The 20,335-nt window shown below is 56.1% G+C and carries 16 protein-coding genes; 8 read left to right on the forward strand and 8 right to left on the reverse strand.

Annotated elements, in window-relative coordinates:
* Nucleotides 1–779: 779 nt before the first annotated feature.
* The gene (locus IF809_RS34875) at nt 780–989 is read left to right on the forward strand and encodes a hypothetical protein (protein WP_441258767.1); all 210 of its coding nucleotides are present in this window, start codon (nt 780–782) and stop codon (nt 987–989) included.
* A 796-nt stretch (nt 990–1,785) separates the two neighbouring features.
* Nucleotides 1,786–2,010: a hypothetical protein gene (locus IF809_RS34880; protein WP_441258768.1), complete on the forward strand. Its 225-nt coding sequence runs from the start codon at nt 1,786–1,788 to the stop codon at nt 2,008–2,010.
* Between the two features lie 790 nt (nt 2,011–2,800).
* On the opposite strand, the gene IF809_RS34885 is transcribed toward IF809_RS34880, so the two are convergent.
* Both IF809_RS34885 and IF809_RS34890 read right to left on the reverse strand, forming a co-directional pair.
* Nucleotides 2,801–3,178, reverse strand: a complete 378-nt coding sequence (locus tag IF809_RS34885; RefSeq protein ID WP_462839816.1) for a polysaccharide deacetylase family protein — start codon at nt 3,176–3,178, stop codon at nt 2,801–2,803.
* Nucleotides 3,179–3,345: 167 nt separating this feature from the next.
* A complete protein-coding gene (locus tag IF809_RS34890; protein WP_462839817.1) occupies nt 3,346–3,501 on the reverse strand; it encodes a polysaccharide deacetylase family protein in 156 nt (51 codons plus the stop codon).
* 589 nt (nt 3,502–4,090) lie between these two features.
* On the opposite strand from IF809_RS34890, the gene IF809_RS34895 reads away from it, so the two are divergent.
* The 6 genes from IF809_RS34895 (at nt 4,091) to IF809_RS34920 (ending at nt 11,964) form a co-directional block, all read left to right on the forward strand.
* Complete coding sequence (locus IF809_RS34895; protein WP_441258770.1) at nt 4,091–4,279, forward strand: hypothetical protein; 189 nt, start codon at nt 4,091–4,093, stop codon at nt 4,277–4,279.
* A gap of 104 nt (nt 4,280–4,383) precedes the next feature.
* Nucleotides 4,384–6,831, forward strand: a complete 2,448-nt coding sequence (locus IF809_RS34900; RefSeq protein WP_441258771.1) for a CaiB/BaiF CoA-transferase family protein — start codon at nt 4,384–4,386, stop codon at nt 6,829–6,831.
* A gap of 489 nt (nt 6,832–7,320) precedes the next feature.
* The gene (locus tag IF809_RS34905; RefSeq protein ID WP_441258772.1) at nt 7,321–8,541 is read left to right on the forward strand and encodes an aminotransferase class I/II-fold pyridoxal phosphate-dependent enzyme; all 1,221 of its coding nucleotides are present in this window, start codon (nt 7,321–7,323) and stop codon (nt 8,539–8,541) included.
* Between the two features lie 312 nt (nt 8,542–8,853).
* Nucleotides 8,854–9,012 (forward strand): hypothetical protein, encoded by a 159-nt coding sequence (locus IF809_RS34910; RefSeq protein WP_441258773.1) that lies wholly within the window; start codon nt 8,854–8,856, stop codon nt 9,010–9,012.
* Nucleotides 9,013–9,429: 417 nt separating this feature from the next.
* Complete coding sequence (gene ectB / locus IF809_RS34915) at nt 9,430–10,707, forward strand: diaminobutyrate--2-oxoglutarate transaminase (RefSeq protein ID WP_441258774.1); 1,278 nt, start codon at nt 9,430–9,432, stop codon at nt 10,705–10,707.
* A 558-nt stretch (nt 10,708–11,265) separates the two neighbouring features.
* Nucleotides 11,266–11,964 carry a hypothetical protein gene (locus tag IF809_RS34920; protein ID WP_441258775.1) on the forward strand — a complete coding sequence of 233 codons (699 nt, stop codon included), beginning with the start codon at nt 11,266–11,268 and terminating at the stop codon, nt 11,962–11,964.
* Nucleotides 11,965–12,324: 360 nt separating this feature from the next.
* On the opposite strand, the gene IF809_RS34925 is transcribed toward IF809_RS34920, so the two are convergent.
* The 6 genes from IF809_RS34925 to IF809_RS34950 form a co-directional block, all read right to left on the reverse strand.
* Nucleotides 12,325–13,092, reverse strand: a complete 768-nt coding sequence (locus IF809_RS34925; RefSeq protein ID WP_441258776.1) for an SDR family NAD(P)-dependent oxidoreductase — start codon at nt 13,090–13,092, stop codon at nt 12,325–12,327.
* An 823-nt stretch (nt 13,093–13,915) separates the two neighbouring features.
* Nucleotides 13,916–14,980, reverse strand: coding sequence for a c-type cytochrome (locus tag IF809_RS34930; protein WP_441258777.1), 1,065 nt, complete (start codon nt 14,978–14,980; stop codon nt 13,916–13,918).
* Nucleotides 14,977–16,740, reverse strand: coding sequence for a GMC family oxidoreductase (locus IF809_RS34935; protein ID WP_441258778.1), 1,764 nt, complete (start codon nt 16,738–16,740; stop codon nt 14,977–14,979). The genes IF809_RS34930 and IF809_RS34935 overlap by 4 nt, the downstream gene beginning before the upstream one ends.
* A complete protein-coding gene (locus tag IF809_RS34940; RefSeq protein WP_370115759.1) occupies nt 16,740–17,390 on the reverse strand; it encodes a gluconate 2-dehydrogenase subunit 3 family protein in 651 nt (216 codons plus the stop codon). The genes IF809_RS34935 and IF809_RS34940 overlap by 1 nt, the downstream gene beginning before the upstream one ends.
* A gap of 1,376 nt (nt 17,391–18,766) precedes the next feature.
* A complete protein-coding gene (locus IF809_RS34945) occupies nt 18,767–18,946 on the reverse strand; it encodes a hypothetical protein (RefSeq protein WP_441258779.1) in 180 nt (59 codons plus the stop codon).
* A gap of 188 nt (nt 18,947–19,134) precedes the next feature.
* Nucleotides 19,135–19,665: a carboxymuconolactone decarboxylase family protein gene (locus IF809_RS34950; protein WP_370115755.1), complete on the reverse strand. Its 531-nt coding sequence runs from the start codon at nt 19,663–19,665 to the stop codon at nt 19,135–19,137.
* Nucleotides 19,666–20,335: the final 670 nt, after the last annotated feature.

Consider the following 20,335-nt stretch of genomic DNA (forward strand, 5'->3'; position numbering starts at 1 on the left):
GTTCGTCGGCAGCGTCAGATGTGTATAAGAGACAGGGTTAAGGGAACCTGACGGGCCTGTCCAGGCAGTCCAGCAGCTTCTTCGTTGCATTCTGGCTACGCAGGCAAGCGGCTGGGTTCTGGTCCATATAGGATAACCAGTCGTCATTGCGTCGGGCCGACGCTGAAGATTGCCAGCGTAAGTTCCGAATTCTAGACTCACGTGACGGTCACCGCGGTTATTTGGCAATCGTGGTGCTGCGAACAAGCCACGATATCGGGATCCGTTAGGATAGCCAAGATGCTGCATTCTGTTCGTAGGAAGTCAAAACGAGCGGAATTACTCGCGTCTGGAACGTTCATTGCAAGATCCATAGTCAACTCGTCATACTGACTACGCATCTGAAAATCGGAAAGAACCAGGTGGCGACCCCAGAACTGCGATTTGCGCTTTCGGAATACGAAACGCGACTCAATGGAACCCGGAAGACGATGCAGAAAGCAGGCAACTGCTAATCGCTACCGATCCAAGAATATGGCTTGGCTCACCGGTTATGACGGATGGTCGTTCACCAAGCATTAGTGCGTGATCGTACAGATGGATGGCTCTCCGATCTGGTTCGGCCGAGGGATGGACGCGAACGGTGCTCGAAGAACAGTGTACATGGTTGAAAGTTGAAGGTCCTTTGCGGATCATTATGTCCAATCTGAACAGTATCATCCCATGACAGTTCTGGCAGAGATCATCGCCGGACAGGGACGGGGGTCAGCAACAATCGGCATCGAAAAGGCAGCTACTACTTGACGCTTGTCGGATTCGAGGCGCTTGAAGCAACGGGGCCGAAGTTCAAGGACGCGACGCGCCTCGTGAAATGGCAGAGGATTGTTAAGTCGCCACGTGAGATCGAGTATATGCGAGACGCGGGCAAGATTGTGACAGCAATGCACAAGCGGGTCGCAGAAGTTATTCGCCCGAGCGCCAAGCAGTCCGATATCGTTGCCGAGATCTAACAGACCGCAATTCGCGGTATAGACGGAGTCTGGGGCGATTATCCTCCCGCGGTTCCGCTTATCGGCGCCGGTGTGGATGCTTCGGCTCCGCACCTCACATGAAGCGACCGTCCTATACGGGCCGTCGAAAGCATATTCTTCGAACTGGCGGGCGTGCATAAACACTATCACTGTCCTCTGTCTCGAACGTTCTTGGAAAGCCTGAGCAAGAGTATCTCGACGCCGATGCTGCCGTGACGCTGGCCGGGCAAGCGGACGAAGCGAACGAGATTGCCAAGGGATTTTGCTGGTCACCTCCACGCGAGCTATCTATTGCCTGATTTGAGTCCCCCTCTTGCGCCGGTGCCATGCTGGTGAGCCCCGGACAAGGGTACTGTCGTGTCGATTCAAAATCAGGATCGTCATAGGGAACCTTGAAAAACGCGCTCCTAGACTCCTTTCTGCGCCCAGCGCCAAAAGCGCGTATACTCGGTGAACCAGTTGCCGAACCTTCCGACAGAGTCCGCCACGGCGAGTTCGTGCGCACAATCCAAAGAGCTGCTTCGATTAAAAGCCGACTGTCACGTCCGCTGCTCCCGGAATCACCGGCTTTGCGGACAACTGCGGTGAGATCCGCTCTCATTGGGCGTCGCTCAACATGAGTCGAATCAAGTCTGATCCCCCAATTTCTTCAGCCTTGAAGCGATCTTCTACCAATCTGGAATCTCCGAGGCCAAACAGGGCTTGATGCGTCGCATTGACGTGTGGCTTCTCCATTCGACATCAGCGAGCTATATCAGCGTCGGTGGAAGTACCCATGGCCATGTGCAGCTTACTCCTATTGCCACTCTTAATCCGTCAACTTCCGCCCAAAGCCAAGATCGCCGTCCTGACATACGGCTCGACGTATTTCGGCGAAGATCTGTTCGGATTCGACGATCCCGCTGAACGAGCGAGGGTCGTGGTAGGGCGCATCGAAGGTGGTACCTTCTGGTATGATGAAGCGGCCGTCCGCCCACCAATGTTGCCGCAATCGAAATAGATGTCGCTGCCCGCATCACTCGACTCCCAGTCGCGCATCCAGAGATCGCGGCAATCCTGTTCGAATGCACGGCCTTCCGATTGTTGCGGCGGCCACCCGCCCATTCATGACATCACAGACCTTTGCCGGATGACGATGGCGTCCACAGCACAGGCAACAGGATAACCGGCAATCGCATGTCTGACATGAAGGGATTTAGGAGAATCGGGCTGCATAACGCCACTTTTGGAGCAAGCGACCGCTTCTCTGTCAGGTGGCGCGATGCTCCTCGGCTTGTCGCGTATCTTAAGGGTTTGACGAAAACGCAGTTGGGTGGCTGCGGTCACGTTCGGTAGTGAGTTGCCAGTGGACACACACGGCGCACGACAGCATGAAGTAGGACCTGCAGGTCTGCACGAACGAATGCATTCGCTCGAACTGGCGCTACGACCAGACTGTTCGACCACGCTCCACGCGGCGAAGAAACGTCGAGACTTCGACTTTACTAGACGGTAGCCGTCTCCGCACGCGATCACACGGGTGGGGTATTCGTCCTCGGGCGCAAGGCGACCAATAAGCACATGCAAGGTAAGCTCAGCTCGATCAAGATCCGGTTGCGTAGTGTATGCGCGATCGCCAAGCACAAACCGGATTCAAGCAGATTGCCTAGGTTATAGGCACAGAAACGTGTTCGCGCGAGGGCATGCGGCGAAAGCACGAACGTCAGGTGAACATCGAGATTCTTTGGAAGAGCAAACTGGGACAGTAACAACAAGTGGCGAAGGCGCGACGATTCTTTCTTTTGCGCTGCTTACCGCTGCGAGATAGTCCCGTTCTCGCTTTGTCGCAGGAAGGGCGAGACGACCGGTCCGACGCTCGATGTGTTAGCAACCGTAAGCCAAGCAGTCGCCACATCACGGCTTCGTGCGAACCAAACCTTGTCGTGCTTTCTGATGTAGGCGATGAATTCGCGCAACATGCGGACGCGAGACGGGCGGCCGGTCACTTGCGGGTGCATGATGAGATTGAAGTAGCCGCCGGACAGATAGGCCTCGTCGAACTCCGCCTTCCAGATCGAGAGCACGTGATCGTTAGTAGCCAACGGCCGGTGGGACTTGATGCTGGTCAAAAGATACTGAGCGTCATCCATGCTCCAGTGCCACGGCAACAACGACGGCAGGGCTTCCATCCTCTAGGATGTGGCGGTTGGATTCGATGTCGTCCAGCATGGTACTATCATAGATGAATCCTCGTTCAGTCAGAAGGCGGATTAGCTTCGCGCTCATTTCTCCTGATGGGGCACGGTAGCCTACCGGAGCCAGGCCGATTACGCGCTTGATTGACTCGATGCTCGTTTCAAGCTCCTCGAGTTTCCATCTCCAGATGGTTCGGATCGATCGGCTTGTGTAAATAGCCGTGGTGGCCGATTTCATGATCGGCTTTTACGATCTTCTCGACGATATGGGTTCTGTTGTCGACGACCCAGCCGGGTACAAAGAAAGTGGCCGGCACCCCTTCGTCGGTAAGCAGCTCGAGGATTTGGGTACGCCAACCTTGGCGCCGTAGGTGCCCTGCGAGAGCGTGCCGGGACGATCGAGATTGGTCGGGTCGCGCCCGAGCCACAAGGTTTCTGCATCGAAGTCGAAAGTGAGATTGACGGCGATCTTGGCGCCTTTCGGCCATGGGATATTTGGCAAGTACGATCTCCAGATGCAGGCTGCTGATCGTGACGGAGTCAACTTCTTTGTGGTGTAATGGATAAGTATAACTTCGGCCTGACCGTGTTGATTGATTGACGAACCCGCTACGCCGTTCGCGCTCGCGATAGGCAAGCGCTTCGAGCGCACTTGACACTTCTAACGAATGCAACACAGCGCGGAACTACCAAGATCCGTAGTTGAATGTTCTATTCCAGAATGCACCATCACGAGTGGGTGCGGGCGGCGCGCGGAAATGGAAATGAGCTCTCCCCGAAGAATTGGTTCTCAATCTAAGCTCTGATTACGGAGCGACCGCTACGCGGGATGACATCAAGGTTTGCGACCGGGTTGGCCTTTGCGAGCACAGAGAAAGGAGCGCTGGAGTTGCCCTCGGCTGCGGCATGGCCGACGGCCAATTTGGAGTGAAGAAGCTGGAGGATTGCATGCTGGCTGCTTGCCGCAAGGAGATGATGGCCAGCGCCGGTCCGGAAAGGTGTTACAGCAACAAAGTTGCGGACGTTAATGCCGACGGCACAGAGGAACCGGTGTTCGGCATCCACCGATCATCGATTGGCAGAGAGGCCGCGTAGGAGCGTTCGGTTCCAGTGCCCAGGTCGCATCACTTGCAGCCAGCGTCGCGTGTCTCGCATCGCGAGATAGATCATGTTTCATGAGCATCACAATGGAGCCCTCGATGGAAGTGTTGTCGCATCTGCAGGTGGTCGAAATCGGTAGCTCGGCCGCAACCAGCTACTGTGCGCGATTGTTCGCCGATTTCGGTGCCGATGTTCGGAAGGTCGAGCCGCCGCAAGGGGATCCACTTCGACGGAGCCCGCCACTAACTCCCAGCGGCCAGAGCGCGTGGTTCGCATTTCTGAACTTCAACAAATCGAGCGTCATCATCGATCCCACCACTTCACAGGCGAGCATACGACTGACTGCATTGATCGAGAATTGCGACATTCTGATCGATGGTCGCGACGTCGATACCGCAGATTGCCCGTTCATTGATCTGGCCGCGGTCCGCAAGGTCCGTCCCGGGTTGATTTGCCTCCAAGGGAGCTGGTTCGGCCGAGAGGGGCCCTATGCAGGAATGGCCGCAACCGATTCAACCGTCCGGGCGCTCGCTGGCCTTATCAGATTGGTTGGACCGGTCGAGGGCCCACCGATGCACGCGCCGGATTTCCAAACAGGCATCCTCGCTGGCCTGTGGGGCTTCATTGCTGCGGCTTCCTCAGTGATTGCGAAAACGCAGGACGGAGGAGGGAGGTCGTGGTCGCTCAATATTTTTGAATCGAGCCTCGCTCTCAGTGAGTATCTCATGTCAGAGGCGTTTGCGCGCGGCGACGTGATGCGCCGGATTGGCACTAACCGCTTTTGGCCAGGTTCTCCAGTTGGCATTTACGAAACAAAAAAGGGTTGGCTCGGCGTCACGTTGATAACACCGGCACAATGGCGGGCATTCTGCGACATGCTCGGCCTATCAGAATTGCGTGACGAGTCGGCCTTGATTATGGGCGAAGATCGTCTGAAGCACCTTGAACAGATCGAACAAGTATTTATGCCGAGGTTGAAAGCGCGGACCGCACAGGAGTGGTTCGAAGAGGGGCGAAAAGGAAGGATTCCGATCGTGCCAGTGCCCGAAATATCGGATCTACTCCAGGACACGGAAAAGAAAATGCGCGGCGCGATTGTGCCTGTTCTGCTAGGCGAAGAAGAGGGCCTGACGGTCGGATCGGTGCAGGGGTTGACATTGACGCCGCCGCGTCCTGGCGGAAAAGTTCCTGCTGTCGGCGAGCGGCAGTGCAGCGAGAATACGCGAGGAGATCAGGCCACCGCTGCGTCGGTGACACCCATCCGCATTGATGCCGCCCGGCAGCCTTTGCAGGGAATTCGGGTCATCGACTTCTCAATGGGCTGGGCAGGTCCATTGTGTACGCGCACGCTGGCGGATCTCGGAGCAGACGTAATCAAGATTGAGGCAATCCAGTATCCGGACTGGTGGCGCGGCGTTGATCGAAGCTATGCGTATATCGATGCGCAGATGTACGAAAAATCCGGAAGATTTTGTATCATGAACCGCAACAAGCGCGGCATCACACTCGACCTCACGCGCACCCAAGGCCTCGATCTCGCAAAACAGCTTTTGACGGACGCTGATGCTGTCGTGGACAACTACTCGGTAGACGTGCTGCCGAAGCTCGGGCTTAGCTACGACGTTCTCAGAACGCTTAACCCTCGACTCGTCATGATATCAATGTCAGCCTTTGGCACGAACAGTGTCAATCGTGATTGCCGGGCCTATGGCTCGACTCTGGAGCAGGGCTCGGGCTTGCCAAGTGTGATTGGAAATCCCACAGACATACCAGTGATGAGCCACGTTGCGTTTGGAGACGCCGTCGGTGGGTTAAATGGCTGTGCTGCAGTGCTGGTAGCCCTGATACACGCCCGCAAAACTGGACAGGGACAGTTCATCGATCTCGCCCAGATCGAATGCATGATGCCGTTCGCGGCGCCATGGATTACGGTTTATTCGACCGGCGGTGCGCCGCCAACACGATATGGCAACCGGCATCCACACTTCGTGCCGCACGGCTGCTTTCGATGTGCGGGGGAGGACAATTGGATTATGGTGGCCGCGACCAATGCCGAAATGTGGCAGAGGCTTGCCCAAACCATTGGCCGGCCAGACTGGGCCGCGGATCCGTCGCTCAAATCTGTGGAAGCTCGCCGCCGAATCGAAGAAGCCATTGACGGAGACATCGAAGCATGGGCGCTCACTCGGGACGCGGATCAGGCGATGTCCGAGTTGCAAGGCGTGGGGGTGGCGGCCGGCGTAGCCCGCCTCCCGATTGACCTCCTCAATGATCGCCACCTCCGGTCTCGCTCGTTTTTCCAGGACGTCGAGCGCGCTTTCATAGGGCTGCATCCGCAGCCATCAATGCCCATTCGCGAGAGTTCCGAGCCCTATCCAATCCGCGCAGCGGCGCCAACTCTGGGACAACACAATGGAGAGATTCTATCTGGTCTTTTGGGTCTCTCCGATGCTCAAATCGCTGAATTGGTGGCGGAGGATATAATTGGGACAGCGATGCGTGCCGAACGAGATCCCGCAACAACAGAGAAGGTTTCTTCGAACTGAAGCTCTGTCCAGTCGCCAGCGTCATCAACTGGAATGATGCAAAACCCGATGACGTTCGGGTTTCTTATATGGAAAGGACTGCTCAGCTTCGTCAGCTCCTGATCGACGTTCGGGACATTTGTGCTCGTTCCACTTCGCGACAGCTCCGTTGAGCGCGGCGAGCGATCTGAGGCTCTATCAATTTTTTGTATTGGCGGACTGCCTCCGTCTGGTGACCACAGCCGTGTGGAACTTGTCCTACAAGGCATCCTTCGAATCGTCTGGCAGAAATGCACCATCGAGACTGTAAACACTTTGCCTGCTGGACTTGGTAGCTGCGCAAGGACGAGCAAGGATCTAGCTGATTTGGACTGGAGCTCGACCTAACCGCAAGCAGGATACTGCCGAACCTTCCGTCTGCGCGCTGACGCTGAAAAGCCTCATCCGACAAGCAAGCGAGATAAAGGAGAGGTACGCAGGTATGTTGAGCACCTTTCGTGGAGAATGAAAATGCAACAGCAGATCGCTCAAAATAACGGCTACAGGTTGGGCGTGAGCCATCTCCATGCAGCTCAGATCGCTGGTCTCGTGCCTGTCCAGGGACACGCCAGCAGCGGACGTACTATTGCTTGCCTCAATGGCCGGCGTTACGGCCATGCGCGGCTGATTGATTTCGCCCGATGCTCCTATCTGGGCCTGCACGATCATCCGGTGATCGTCGCCGGAGCGATCGAGGCGATCGAGGCGCATCGATCGTTGCACCAGTCCTACACCCGGACCCGCCTTGACGAACTAGAAGAGAGTCTTTCTGACCTTTTTGGCTCACGCGTAATCGCGTTTTCGAGTGGCATGCTGGCCAATTTGGGCGCGATGCCTATCCTGGCCTCAGGGCAATTCACTGGCGGCAGGAGGCCGGTCGTCGCCTTCGACCAGTCTGCACACATCTCGCTCGCTCATCACAAGCCGGTAGTGGCTAATGAAACTGCCTTAGAAACGATAGCGCATAACGACATCAACGCTCTCGAGCGCTTGTGCCGTGAACATTCGGTGGTCGCTTACGTGTGCGATGGCGTCTATTTCAGGGGAGGCTATGCTCCGATAAAGGAGTTGCGCCAACTCCAGGAACGTTATGGGCTCTTTCTGTATATCGACGACGCTCACGGCATATCGCTCTTCGGACGCCAAGGTGAAGGATTTGCCCGTTCTCAGTTTTCCCAAGCGCTCGGTGACCGAACTGTCATAGCAGGCTCACTCGCCAAGGGGTTTGGTTCCTCGGGCGGAGTGCTGATGGTTGGACTCGCAGATCACGAGGCGCTGATTCGAAAGTCCTCCATTCCGTATTCATTTTCGGCGGCGCCAAGCGCGGCTGCGATAGGTGCGGCGCTCGCGTCATGCAAAATTCACCGCTCGCCTGAGCTGGGCCAGCGCCAACGGCGGTTGTCGCAACTCACTCAGCTCTTTGACCGTGGTGTCGCCACCGCTGAACAAGGCAATTCACTTCCGATCCGAACCATCGTCATCGGATCTGAAGTCAATGCGACGGCCATTGCAAGACGGCTCCTGGATTGCGGCTTCTATACCCTAGTGGACGTGCAGACCGTCGCCCAAGGGAGGGCGGCAATTCGAGTGTGCATTACAGCGGAGCAGGAGTTCTGCGATGTAGAACGGCTATGTGACTGCATTCTGGAAATAACAGCCGAGGTTACGGGAAAGCCCTACCCGATGAGGTGATATGTGGTTCGGATGCAAGAAGAGACGTCAATAGCCGGAGCAGTTTGCATGCAGCTAATCCATGCTCGATGCGGGAACCCGCCTATGTTTCCTAGCTGCGCCAATGCCACTCTAAGAGAAAAGAAGGAGCTTTCGCTTCAAGCGCGCGGATCGTCATTCCGGCAGTCGGTCGTGTGGGGCCGACCCGATTCTTCGAGCATCGCCACCCTAAAGCTCGTCTGTTTAGCAGCTTGATTGACGTGCTCAACCGCGGCACGCCAGGGGCGCGGATCTCGCTGAATATGGTGCGGGCGACTGCGGGATATCGACCACTTGGGTCAGGACAAGTCGAGCGCGGCGGAAAACCTCGCCGATACACACCTGATCGAGCTTGCGGCTGCAATCGTCTCCTTCCCTATTGTCGACCGCGAACCGCGAAGCGAGCTTTCTGGTGAGCAGGTTAGCATGCAGCCGCTCGTGCAATTCGGATAATCAATATAAGTCCATAAAGTTGCGCGCGGATCCTGACGATTGGATAGGTGCCGCAGGATCTTCGCGATTTGCGACGTGCCGCCGTAATCGCCCCGTGCGAGGTATTCTAGCCGCGCGCTATGCTTGCCGCCGCTGCGTATGCCGAACGATGCGTAGACAATCAATGCTTTGGGTTCCTATGGGCGGCAAACTGGTCTATCGGCTTGCGTACACGACTCTTCTCGAACCCAGTGGCGGCCGACTTATATGACCTCGATCGACTACAAGCATTGGTAGGTTCGTTCTCCGCGAGGCTAATATAAGTAAGGTGAGACCCTTCTGAGAGATGCGTTCAGAAGGGGCGAGCGGGTTTGCTGTCGCTATTTCTGTAGCGGCTTGTTGCTTCCTGAGGGTCATCATATTCCGGAGAAGACGACCATGCATGGGATAATCGGCGAAACGCGAGAGCTCCAGGTACTCGAAACGCTAGAATCGAACGTCCGCTCGTACTCGCGTATATTTCCGGCTACATTCAACCGAGCGCGCGGCTCCATAATGTTGACGGACAGGGGCCGAAAAATCATTGATTTCTTTGCCGGAGCTGGCGCGTTAAACTATGGCCACAACAATCATGCGATCAAAGCGGCCATTATCGAGTATCTGAATTCGGACGCTGTCGTTCACGCGATCGATATGAGCACGACAGCAAAACTCGAATTCTTGAAGACCTTTAGCTCTATAGTACTTCAGGAGCGGAATCTTCGATATCGCGCTCAATTCACTGGGCCAACTGGCGCTAACGCGATCGAAGCGGCTCTAAAGCTCGCCCGGAAGGTCACGCGACGTAAGAACGTCATTTCATTTACCCGTGGCTATCACGGTATGAGTTTAGGAGCCATGGCCGCGACCGCTAATCAGTTTTATCGTGCGGGCAGCGGCGTATCTCTCTCTGGCGCGACTTTCGTACCCTTTGATGGCTATCTCGGGCCAGATTTCGATACGGCTGATTATCTACGGAACGTTCTGCTGGACAAAAGTAGTGGTGTCGATTCTCCCGCCGCCATTCTCGTTGAGACCGTCCAGGGAGAGGGGGGAATAAACGTAGCCAGCAAAGAATGGCTGCGGTCAATTCAGGCTATCGCGAGAGATGCAGGTGCACTCTTTGTCGTGGACGATATACAGATGGGCTGTGGCCGTACGGGCGAGTTCTTTAGCTTCCAGTTCGCAGAACTATCGCCAGACATCATCGTGATGTCTAAATCGCTGAGCGGCTATGGCCTTCCATTGTCGATGGTGCTGATCAAAGAAGGCTTGGACGTATGGGAGCCGGGAGAACACACGGGTACGTTTCGAGCTAACAATCTTGCTCTGGTATCGGCAACCGCAGCTATAAACACTTATTGGCGGAGCCAGACGTTTTCGGACGGCGTTAAGCGTATGGGGAATTTAATGCGCAGCCGACTTGACGCTATCGCATCGGAGTATGGAGGAGGGTTTTCCGTCCGAGGGCGGGGCATGGTTTGGGGATTTGACTGTCACAGCGCCGAAATTGCCCAGGCGACGGCACGTACGGCATTTGACGAGGGATTGATGATCGAACGATGCGGGCCGGATGATCAGGTCCTAAAAGTCATGCCCGCACTAACGATTGATCAAGAGCTACTAGAACAAGGACTTGATATATTAGAGAGGTCGTTGGCGGCTTCACTTAAATAGCTTCACCGTTGTAGGGTCGAGTACGGCTTTTAGGATGATCCGCCGAGCTCCTTGGTTTGCGGATCACTTGGCTGCAACCTACTAAGTATTCGACAAAGCGGCTAGGGACGTCGGCGCCAGGTAAGAGCGCCTCGATTTGCCTCTCAACGCGAGATGATGGGCCAAGAGTGTGACCGTCGTACAGAGCTTGTCCAGAGCCGTCACATAGACCACGGGGTTGCAACGTCGCCCAGTTGTGAACTTTGCGCACCATACGTCAAATAAAGGTCGCGCGGTCGACGCGGCCTCCTTAGGAAGTAGCGAATCGCATGAGCAGATCTGCCTGTCTTTCGTCGATGATTGTTGGACGGCGCTTAAATGGCCCAGCATCTCGTGTCGTTCGATCAGTGCGACTCGTCCAAGAGCTTGTACTCGCGGGCTTGACGAGGCCTGTCCAACTGTTGCCTCGGTGTTCCCCGCCAGATCAGGCAGTCGACGATAGATGAGCCATTGTCTTACCTAGAGTAATTCCTCGTATGTTTGTTCAAAGCCGAGGGGATAAGTGGCAAGGAACAAGGAATGAAAACCGTAATTGATCCGTTGAACGTCTCACGTTTTTTGCAAAAATATGACGCGGCCGCCGCTAAAAACGGAGTAAAGATCTCGCTAGGCTTCGATTTTGATGAATATATCTCGATTACGCAGGCTACTCCAACAAAGGGACGGACATATCCGAATTTTCGACCGGACCGTTCGCCAATTGAATTGGGCGAGGGATTTTGGATTGTGGGCGTCGATAGAAATAGCAACGTTGCTCTTTTGGAGGCCGCCCGACTGTACGATCTTTCCGGCAGCAACTTGGCCGAGCACCTCCAGTCTTTGAAGGCGTTTTTCGCGGACCCGGCTCTGCATGCACATCCTCAGGATCGTTGTCGCTGCACAGCGCCGAGCGCGAAGAAGATAACCGGTAAGGTAGCTTATCTTGGCGACCGTTGGATTCGCAACGACTTCAGAGGACTGGGGATGTCGAAGGTAATGGCGGGACTAGCACGCGGAGTGTCCTTGGCTATGTGGGCTCCGGACTTCCTATGTGCACTAGTCGCGCGCCAGCTATTGGAAAAAGGGGTGGTCTACGGATATTCTCATCACGAACCCGGCGGATCGATATTACAGTTGATCGGAGAGGACATCGTGGACGATGATTGCCTCGTTTGGCAAACAGGCGAGGAGTTGAAGAGCCTCGTTGATCGCGGAAGCGAGCTGACTTTGACGCCCTGATTTGTGCCTGCATGACCGAGTGTTAGGAATTCAATTCAATCTGTCGCCTGGGACTTGTCATTATTGGGCGATTGATCGAAATCGAGATGCGAGGCCGTGCGGGTCGACATCTGCCACTCGCCACAGATTCGTCGATCTACAGCGCCTCCGGTCAGGCTTCTACCATCCGGCGGATCACGTCCTGCAGCCTCTCTTTGCCGAGACAAATCGTCGACCAGCTTCTACTTCCTGCCGTTCTCCCCTTGGAGCTACTTGAACTCGTCCTAGGTCAGCGCGGGTGATCCCAGCTGTACAGCAGATATCCGCGACCAGATCCCGCGGCTAGCTCCCTTTTAGGATGGACATCTTCTCGGGCTGCCCTTACCTGCATGCGCTGAGACCACCATCGACGTATAGTATTTGCCCCGTCACAAAACGCGAGAGCTCCGATGCGAAGAAATGTACCGCGCCGGCGACATCGGCTGGCGTTGCCAGACGGCCGAAAGGAACATTCGCGGTAGCTTGCCTAAACGTCGATGCATCTTCGAGCGCCCTGTCGTTTTTTTGCGTCCGAACCCTGCCAGCAGCCACGCCGTTGACAGTAATCCCGTGCGGTCCCAGCTCCGTCGCATGCTGCTTTAGCAGAACAGCCAGTTCGCCTTTTGCCGCGCAAAAGGAGCTGTAGCCCCGATCCCGGAATTCAAGTGATGATCCAACCGAGAGGAGGTGGATTTGACTGCCGCCCCTACCAGCAATTTGATGCTTGGCCACTACTTGAGACAGGAACATCCCGGCTCGCAACGTTCTTGAGTAGACCTCATCAAAGACTCCTAAGGCCTCCTCTGTGACCTCGAGTAGCCTCTGCTCCTTATTGAAACCGAGGCAATTTGCTAGAATGTCAATCGAACCATGATGATGTACCAGTGAGCTTGAGAGTTCTCTGATTGCTTCAGTGTTGGTTGCGTCGAGCTCAAGGCCCTCCGCAAGATAGCCCCTGTCGCTTAATTGGTGAGCTAGCGCGCGTGCCTGGCCGCCGTTTCGCCCCGCAATGACGCTGATTGCTCCAGCAGCAGCGAGTGTTTCGGAGATTGTTGTGCCAACCGCTCCGTAACCACCGACGACGAATGCGACCTTGCCGCAAAGGTCCATCGAATGTTGAGTGTTGCCACATACGTCGAGCGTGGTCGTTCGCCTTCACTGATTTGACTAGACATGATGTGCGATTTCGTTGAGCTATCTCAAACGAATGATCCATTGCAAGCCATTCCATTTTGCGCGATGCCGCAGGGACTGCACCTGAGATCCCGCATCGCATCCGAGTCGACTGCACTTCGGTGTTTGATGGATGTCTCCTTCACGCACAACAAAGTGGAGAGGCTCCTGATATTGCGCAGTTCGAAAGGTTCAAAGGGATTGATGCAGGCGTAATGGTCGTTGATGGCTTCGCTTCTGAAGGAAAGTTGACGGATGGGAACAATGCGAGCTGCGTGTAGCCCAAGTCCGGGCCGGCGCCCGCTCTCTGCCGGAAGCGTTGCCGGGTCCAGTAGCAAACCTTAGTAGGCGAGCTCGAGGATGCCGGCATCGGCATTCACACCTAAGCTCAACGCATACTGCAGGCAGGGAGCAGCGGTGTTATGCTGGATCTGGCCTGAATGTCCGGCAGCGTTTGAACGCACGAGTTCACATTGAACGGGATCGATGGCGCGAGGCGCGCTTAACCGTCTATGCCAGGATGATTGTCGACGTTTTGGACCCTGAATCGCCGGAAAGCTACCTATTACCGCTTTATGCGGCGCACCCGCAACTGCGGTCCAACTCCGGTCATCGCCCGGCCAAATGACTTACGTCGGCCGCGCGATTGGCAAGCTATGTTGAACGTCGATTGTCATTCTGGGGTGCACCTTACGAGCCGCATCTTTTCACCTCCAAGAGGCCTCAACCATGTAAAGCTAAGGAATGTGATCCAACCCGATCACTTCCAACAGGAAGGCAGCCGGCCAGCTCTTTCAATGGACGCCCCGCTCTCGCGACAACGAACGGCCTTCACGGTGTCTGCCGCCACCGCCGGAGCGGAGTTGCCCCAGGAATTCCGGATATAGGTAACGACCGCAGCAATCTCACCATCGGTCAGGCGGAAGCCGAGAGAGGGCATTGCAGGTGGAGTGGGCTGCTTGTCGCTGGCCGCTGCTCGTCCGCCGGCGATGACGACGTGGATCACCGAGGTCGGATCGTCCTGAGTAACTACGCCATTGCCAACAAGGTTCGGAAAGATCGGCTCGATGCCGCCCCCGTTTCGAGTGTGGCAGGCCGAGCAGGTGTCTATGAAGATGGCTTCGCCCGCCTGCATTAGCGGATCTGAAGCGGCTAGCGGCTCGGATGCAGGGGGGGCGGTCGCACCGCGCTCCTCTAGGTGGACCGCGATAGCTTTAAGGTCGGCCTCCGGCATTGTCGATGTGGAGTTCTCGATTACGTCTTTCATTGGGCCTGAAGCGACGCTTGCAGCCGTTTGTCCCGTACTCAGATATCGCACGATCTCGTCGATTGACAATTTGCCCAAACCGGCATGCAAAGGACGCATGTTGAGAGGAGACGGCAACGTATTGCGATTGGCCCGATTGGTGATGGGAGCGAGTGTCGGCAAGTAGGCATTGATGGCGTCGAGATCGACGCGGGTCACCTTGTTGTAATAGGCATAGGGAAAAGCCGGATTCAGATCATCGCCGCTCGGCCGTCTCCCCTCATTCATAGCGCGGACAAAATCATCAGATGACCAGCTATCAATGCCGGCCGTATCGTCCGGCGTAATGTTCGGGGCAATGATCTGTCCAAAGGGCGTTTGCAGTGGGAGCCACTCGCCAAATGGCGTCCCACCGGGGGAGGTGTGACGGGCGACAGAATCGCGTGAGATCACCAGCGCCTTGCCGCGCATAAGGTCTACATAATGGTCAGATTCAGCAGCCACCACATTCACAAATAGCAGTAGAAATCCTACGGCCTGGCGGAGTCGGACCGCCACTCTCTTTACAATCCGCTTCATGCCTGCACCAAGGGGCGCGGCGACTTCATATACTCGAAGATGGCGTCCAGCGCCCAATAGGTTAGGGCGCCAACGGTGCCCGTCGGATTGTAGCCTGGGTTTTGAGGAAACGCCGAGGCGCCCATCACGAAGACATTGTGGACGTCCCAGGACTGCAGGTACCGGTTAAGCGCGCTGGTGCTCGGATGGCTACCAAACACGGCGCCTCCTGTGTTGTGAGTGGATCGGTAAGGCACCACCGACCAAGCGCCGTTAAGGCGGTTGACCTGTGTGGCTTTGGCCCCCATGGCTTTTGCGATCTCGTCACAGCGGGCGGCCATCCAATTCGCCATCTTTCGCTCATTGTCTTGGTAATCGAAGGTCATGCGCAGCAATGGACGGCCAATCCGGTCTTTATAAGTCGGATCAAGATCGAGGTAATTGTTGCGATAGCTCATGACACTGCCCTGCGCGTCGACATTAGCCACCTTCAGATAGTTGTCGTGAACCGCCTTCTTCCAGGCGCTACCCCAACTCGGCGTGCCGCGTGGCACCGGGTGGTAGAGGATCGGCCGTCCGTTGCTGCAGGCGCACGTAATGGAGGCGCCTCCTACAAAGCCGTGTGCGTCATGGTCAAAATTATCGCAGTTGTAGTCGTCCAACGCTTGGCCGAGGCCGCCTGCGGCTCCGAACGGATTGAATATGGCTCTGTCGAAAAAACCTGTCGAACCGGTGGCGGTCTGATACGTATAGTTGCGGCCGACCACGCCTTCGTCTCTCGCCTGATCATACGGTTTGCCGATGCCTGATAATAGTAAGAGGCGAACGTTAAAGAGGCTGTAGGCGCAGACCAGCACGAGATCCGCGGGCTGTTCCCACTCTTGACCATCGGCCTCAACATAGGTCACTCCGGTCGCCATTTTGCCGCCTACACAAAGGTTGATCTTAGTCACCTCGCAATCCGTGCGGGCTTCAAAGGTGGGCTCGCGGACTAGCGCCGGGAGAACGCAGGTCTGCGGCGAGGCCTTCGAATATGTCCCGCAGCCGAACCGCTCACAGAAGCCGCAATAGGTGCACGGGGCCAAAGTGCAGCCGTAAGTATTGGTGTAGGCCACCGAAATACATGCCGACGGTAATGGAAATGGGTGTAGGCCAAGTTCGACTGCAGCACGGGTGAACAACTCCTGCGCATAGCCTTGCTTCATCGGTGGCGTTGGGTATTCGCGCGAGCGCGGGCCTTCGAAGGGATTGCCGACAGCGTTTATTTTGCCTTTGAGATTGCCGGCTTTGCCCGAAATGCCTGTCATGCGCTCGAACTTGTCATAATAGGGCTCAAGCTCGTCGTAAGAAACTGGCCAGTCCTGGATATCATTCCCGTAAGGCAGGCTCTTGTTGCCATAGCGCTCAGTCAAGTGGCGACGGAGGCGGAAATCGTCTGGTAGGAAGCGCCAGGTCTGGCCACCCCAATGCATGCCGCTACCACCGACCCCGTTACCGGGCAGGAAACTGCCCCATTTGCGAATTGGCAACGCGGTCTGCGCAGGATTGTTGCGCATAGTTTGCGTTTCCTGCCTGGGGCGCAGGAAGAATTCATGCCGCACGGCATACCGCAATTCATCCGGCACCGTGCCGATATTGAACTCCGTAGCGGTATTGCGCCATGGGCCTCGTTCGATTGCAACCACTTCGCGACCGGCACGGGACAGCTCGTAAGCGAGGATCGATCCAGTCCAGCCCAGACCGATGATAACGACGTCCTTTCGGGGAAGACGGCGGGCCATCAGCGGCTCCCCCAGGCAGGACGGCCCTGCAACCCGACCGGCGGTAGCTCGTAGCGCTTGTTCGGTTTCTCCATCACGTCTCGATAATCGTAGCGAGCACCGGGGAAGCCAACGAGGTCCCAGCCTATCATCTCGCGGTTGCCGCCATAGATCGGATCGGCGAAATAACCTTCAATGGCGTTAGTGTGAATGGCTGAGAACAGCATCTGACTATCGAAATTCTGGAACTGAACCTCGCCCTGTTCCATCGCGTGAATTAAACTGTCCTGCCTCTCACAGCTGAGCTCGGCAAAGCCGCGCCCTCCATAGGTCTCGCTGCAATAGCGATCGAGAGCGGCGAGCCCTAACCGATACTGCTGGCGAGGTGTCATCGGCGATTGCAGTCCCTGGCTCGGCAGTGGCGTTTCCGAAAATGGTCCTTGCATGTACAGTGAATCATGACCGCCATACGGCCCGGTCAGCTGACGATCGATAAACGTCGTGACGCCGGCGTCCTTAGCGCCGGCGCCGAGTTCGTCAGTCGGAATTAGACGATCCACGAACGCATCGACAATGGCAGCCTCCTTTGCGGTGAAGAACAAATATCCCCCGGATACGACTGGCGTCACCGGATCGGCCTTATTGGGCTCCCAAGGCAAGGCCTTCGTCATCACCCGCGCGCTTGCCCCCCCCATGGTGATAAAAAGAGACGCACCCGCTAGCAAACTCCTGCGCGTTACGTGAGCGTTTCCATGCTTCCCTTGGAGGGGCCCAATGGGAGGCAAGGGATAATCATCGGACAAATCTCTCATCTTGATCCGGCCTCGCAGGTGTAATCGGTGACAGCCGCTTCTGCTGTAGAGTCCCAGGAAATCATGCATCCGGCCACAGAATGTCTGATCGCAACTAGCTCCACATGAGCAGACACTGTTTGATTTGTGGGATGCGACTACGGTTACTTTCGAGCAGCGGCTTAGTGGAGCAGGAAATCTCCGCTTCACGCCCGAGCGCTTGAGTGGCGATAGCACGCAGCGTTTTGGGACGACGATGCGGATTGCCGGCGTCAAGCATGTTGCAGCGGCGTATTTCGTCCGATTGCTCGAAGCGAGGGGCGTGGTGGGTTACAAGCTGTGGCCTGGTGTCCATTGGTTGGCATGACGGTGGGCTCAAGCTCCTAACGTGGACATTCGCACGCGCCAGTTGATCGGATTGGTCGGATGTTTTCATTCTTCCCACTCTCTCCTACCAGTGACGCCCGTGCCGCCGGCAAAGGGCGCTTCAAACTAGAAGTATCGAGCAGATGAGTATCTCTGTTTGGAGGCCAAGTCGGTACTACTAGATCGAGTAGAGCCGGTCCGGCCAGTCGACGTTCGGTGTCCAAAAGTGCTCCCCACCTTGCATGAAAGGGCATAATCCCGAACACCGTCTGGCACGAGCGCAACTAGAGATTATGGAGTACTTGATCTAGAAAGCTCGCGCTCTGAGTCAGGATCTCGTAGAGCTTTACGTTGTATTGAGCGCGCCGCCAGATGCTTTAGATCAGAGCTTAAGCATTTGATCCTGACGCTTCGTCCAGTTCCCTGCCTTCTACTGGGTGCCGGCGCCGAAGCATGATACCCTTCAGCGTGGCTTGATCCATCTGACCCCACAGGCGCTGAGAGCGGCCAACAATTTGGGGGGGGCTGCCAGCGATCGAGCTAGCATTGAAGGACTGCGATAAGTTGCGGGTCCACACGAGGTGGTGCAGACCGGCATTCATCGTCCAACCGCCAATACGTTGCTAGGTGATGAGGTCCGCGTCGTCACACGCCTGGTCCGCCGTCTCGCCAAAGCCCTGCTATTGCGAAGAATCAAGGGGTTTTGTGTCCGTACACGCTCAGCGCGGTGGCGTATGTCCAGGTCCAGCGTATCACGAGGAGGCAGCGTCACGACCAGCAGGCTCGCATATACCGGCTGCTCATCGACATTGGCGAGCGTTGGAAACGCACGCACTGGGCTCGACGAACCCGCGCGATCCGTGCTCAAGACGTCTGCGCCGACGTAGCCATCAAAGAACCGCGCGCAGGTCGAAGACTTCTGCCAGCTGGCAAGTCGTGTCATTGATCAGGCACGTCGCCGTGTGATGCTTGGTGAGCAGCTCGTTACCGACGAGAACTATTGCATCTTGGAACCTCATGGCGACCTGATCAAGCGCGGTAAGGTTCGCATGCTGGTCGAGTTTGGTCACAAGATCTACCTCGCCGAAAGCGCAGCGGGCCTGATCACGCAGTACGTTGGGCAATCCATCGGACGACGCCCACGTGGCATTTTCTCTCGAGCGCCACAGGCAGTCCTGGGTCGGAGCTCCGAATTCTAGCGATCGCCTTCTTGCCTCAGCCTGCACATGCCGTTCATGCTCAAGTAGATCCACTCAGATTAATTCACGTCACCGCTTGTCTCGATAGCGATGGCTACTGACTGCATAATAGCAGCAAAACGTACGGCAGTCTGGATCTCCGTTGGACTGAACCACTCCTGCTGCAGAGCTGTTTCGTGCTCGTCCATGAGGGCGCCGCAGCCATTGATAGCCGAGATGGCCAGTGACCATAGCTCGAGATCGCCCCTGTCAACGTTCGAACTCTCGATGAGGTCTTGCCGGAGCCGCGCAGGCATCTTCCTGTATTCCAGGTTTGACGCGAGTTGAACAAAGGGATTGTAGACGTTGTTCATCGCGATCAAGAAAGCCGCGGATTTAACAGCAGCGATGGCATCTGGCGTCATTACAGATCTAGCCTCGCATTCCATCGCGGAAATGATCTTGTGATTGCGAGTCGCAATCGCGACGGCTAGCAATAGACTGCACTTGCACTTTGGCGTAAGTGTCTCGTCGGCCAACATAGCCGCTAGGTTAGTCCTAACGTCTTTGGCAAAATCCGGTATCTGGTCCTTTAACTCGTTCATCAACATGATGTCTCTCACTCGACTTTCAGAGCGTCTCGCGACCGGCTGTTTACAGCGCCAGGAGCCGCTTTTCGGAAGCAGGTGATGCGGGAGCGGCAGCTATTCTGGCGTCGTTCACTGCTGTTGTAGTCCTTCGAACATGCTGCCCAATCTTAATGCCATCGTCCTCTTGATGAGATAGTCAGATGACGGAGCGTTTACTTGCTGGTCCCGCAGAACTGTTTCGGGGCGCGCGTCGCTAACAAGCACCGCAACCGCTCATCCGTGTCCCATTAGCCGCTATTTTCACCTCGGCGTTCCTTACCCACCCTCTCGAAACAGGCTCTGTCTCGTCTTCTCGTGGAGGTCCGGACTGGAGTTGCGTCTTTGACATCAATTGAAGTCACCTGGGTTCGAGAAACAGGAATATCGATCCGAGATTTCACTGGAAGTACGGTTTCAGCTCACCACCAGCAAAATTTATGCCGGCAGGCGCGCCGATGGTGCGGTGCCAACATGTGACTGCAACGTCGAGTGTTGGCTTCGAGCTATTCGGTTGTAGCCCAGCGAGCAGATGGAGTTCGGGGAAGGTCTTGCTGGTATTGTGACCTTGCCCCCATATGTGGAACGGCCCGCGAGGCAAGAGCTTTTTCAGTCGATTTCACACATTGGAACGGTGCGGTCATATGTCCGGCCT

It is taken from the genome of Bradyrhizobium sp. UFLA06-24 (assembly GCF_054967145.1).

What these genes read in the sequence shown, in the direction of transcription:
- IF809_RS34880 (WP_441258768.1), top strand. Translation starts at nt 1,786, where the DNA reads ATGGCCATGTGCAGCTTACTCCTATTGCCACTCTTAATCCGTCAACTT.
- IF809_RS34885 (WP_462839816.1), bottom strand. Translation starts at nt 3,178, where the DNA reads ATGGAAGCCCTGCCGTCGTTGTTGCCGTGGCACTGGAGCATGGATGAC.
- IF809_RS34895 (WP_441258770.1), top strand. Translation starts at nt 4,091, where the DNA reads ATGGCCGACGGCCAATTTGGAGTGAAGAAGCTGGAGGATTGCATGCTG.
- IF809_RS34900 (WP_441258771.1), top strand. Translation starts at nt 4,384, where the DNA reads ATGGAAGTGTTGTCGCATCTGCAGGTGGTCGAAATCGGTAGCTCGGCC.
- IF809_RS34905 (WP_441258772.1), top strand. Translation starts at nt 7,321, where the DNA reads ATGCAACAGCAGATCGCTCAAAATAACGGCTACAGGTTGGGCGTGAGC.
- ectB (WP_441258774.1), top strand. Translation starts at nt 9,430, where the DNA reads ATGCATGGGATAATCGGCGAAACGCGAGAGCTCCAGGTACTCGAAACG.
- IF809_RS34920 (WP_441258775.1), top strand. Translation starts at nt 11,266, where the DNA reads ATGAAAACCGTAATTGATCCGTTGAACGTCTCACGTTTTTTGCAAAAA.
- IF809_RS34925 (WP_441258776.1), bottom strand. Translation starts at nt 13,092, where the DNA reads ATGGACCTTTGCGGCAAGGTCGCATTCGTCGTCGGTGGTTACGGAGCG.
- IF809_RS34930 (WP_441258777.1), bottom strand. Translation starts at nt 14,980, where the DNA reads ATGAAGCGGATTGTAAAGAGAGTGGCGGTCCGACTCCGCCAGGCCGTA.
- IF809_RS34935 (WP_441258778.1), bottom strand. Translation starts at nt 16,740, where the DNA reads ATGGCCCGCCGTCTTCCCCGAAAGGACGTCGTTATCATCGGTCTGGGC.
- IF809_RS34940 (WP_370115759.1), bottom strand. Translation starts at nt 17,390, where the DNA reads ATGACGAAGGCCTTGCCTTGGGAGCCCAATAAGGCCGATCCGGTGACG.
- IF809_RS34950 (WP_370115755.1), bottom strand. Translation starts at nt 19,665, where the DNA reads ATGTTGATGAACGAGTTAAAGGACCAGATACCGGATTTTGCCAAAGAC.